Here is a 1,413-nt window from a genome sequence, read left to right on the forward strand (position 1 = left end):
CCTCGGGCGGTCCCGCCGGCCGTCCGCCCCGGTTCGGGCGGCGCGCCAAGATCCTGGCGGTCGCCGCGGCGGTGGTGATCGTCGCGGGCACCGTGGCCGTCACCGCCGTGGCGAACGGCAACAAGGACGACGACGCCGCCGCGGTGAACCCCGCGTCGGCGGCGCCCACGTCGCTGAGTTCCGCGCCGGGGCCCGCGGCCACCTCGCCCGCGGCGGGGGCCACCAGCGCCTCCCCGACGACGAGCCCCTCGCCGTCGCACTCCGCCACCACCGCGCCCGCGACCCGCAGCACACCCACCCCGACGGCGACCACGCCCACGTCGAGCCCCTCGGGCAGGCCGGCGAACAGCCCGACCACGACCCCCACCGCCGTACCGACCACCCCCTCCACCGGCCCGACCACCACCACCGGGTCGGCGGCCGGGCCGCACGTCTCCTCCGTCGCCGTCACCGGCATCACGTGCACGGCCGGCAGTCACACGGCGACCGCCACCGTGCTGGTGCGCTACGACGGCACCGCGGCGGGCACGCTCCACCTCACCTGGTGGCGCAGCGGCACCGGCGGCCCGCAGGGGGCGGTCACGATGAACCCCCAGACGGCGAAGTTCCCCAAGGGGGCGACCAGTTACACCTTCACCGACAAGCTCACCTTCACGCCCGACGCGAAGCACCCGTACGTCGGTCTGACCGTCTCCACCGACCCGGCCGCCGCCGCCGGGAACGGCTCCTACGGGGTGGGCTGCCGCTGACCGCAGCCCTGCGGGGCCTGCGGGCGAAGGCACCGCCACCGCCGGCCCGGCCGGAGCGACACTTCGCTCCGGCCGGGGCCGGCGGTCCGACACCGGGGCCGGCCAACGGCCCCGCCCCAGGGTCCACCGCGGGGCCCGCCGCTTCACGGGCGCAGCCGCACCCCGGCGCGCTCCTCCAGCAGGGCCACGGCAAGGAGTTCGCCGTCGGCCGGTCCGTAGCGCTCCAGCGCCTGCTGGTAGAGGCCGCGCACGGATTCCGACAGGTCGTGCGGGGTGCCCAGCTCACGGGCCAGGGACGTGACCATGGCCAGCTGCTCGTGGATGTGGTCGAGCCCGAACGACGCCAGGTAGTCCCCCGCGAACAGCGCGGACAGGTCGTGGCGGATGAACTCGCTGCTCGCGGCGCTGCCGGCCAGCACGTCCCGCAGCAGGGTGAGGTCGACGCCGGCCCGGCGCCCGAGCAGCAGCGCCTCCGCGGTGGCCGCCGCCTGGCCGAACCACAGCAGATTGACCAGCAGTTTGACGGTGTAGCCGGCTCCGGCGCCGCCCGCGTGCACGATCCGGTCCGGATCCGCCACGACCTCCAGCAGCGACCGGTGCCGGGCCAGGAGTTCGGCGTCGCCGCCGACGAACAGCCGCAGCCGGCCGGCCGCCGCGTCGGCCG

1 protein-coding gene and 1 pseudogene are annotated in these 1,413 nt (G+C 76.7%); one reads left to right on the top strand and one right to left on the bottom strand.

Features of this window, described 5'->3' with window-relative positions:
- Positions 1-749: pseudogene (locus GA0115240_RS36965) on the top strand (hypothetical protein); the annotation flags it as partial.
- A 143-nt stretch (positions 750-892) separates the two neighbouring features.
- Here GA0115240_RS36965 and GA0115240_RS17975 read toward each other — a convergent pair.
- Positions 893-1,413: NAD-binding protein (locus GA0115240_RS17975; RefSeq protein WP_141708876.1), on the bottom strand; the 521-nt coding region annotated here is incomplete at its 5' end.

Origin of the sequence: Streptomyces sp. DvalAA-14, from assembly GCF_900091855.1 — a bacterium.
Lineage (GTDB): Bacteria > Actinomycetota > Actinomycetes > Streptomycetales > Streptomycetaceae > Actinacidiphila.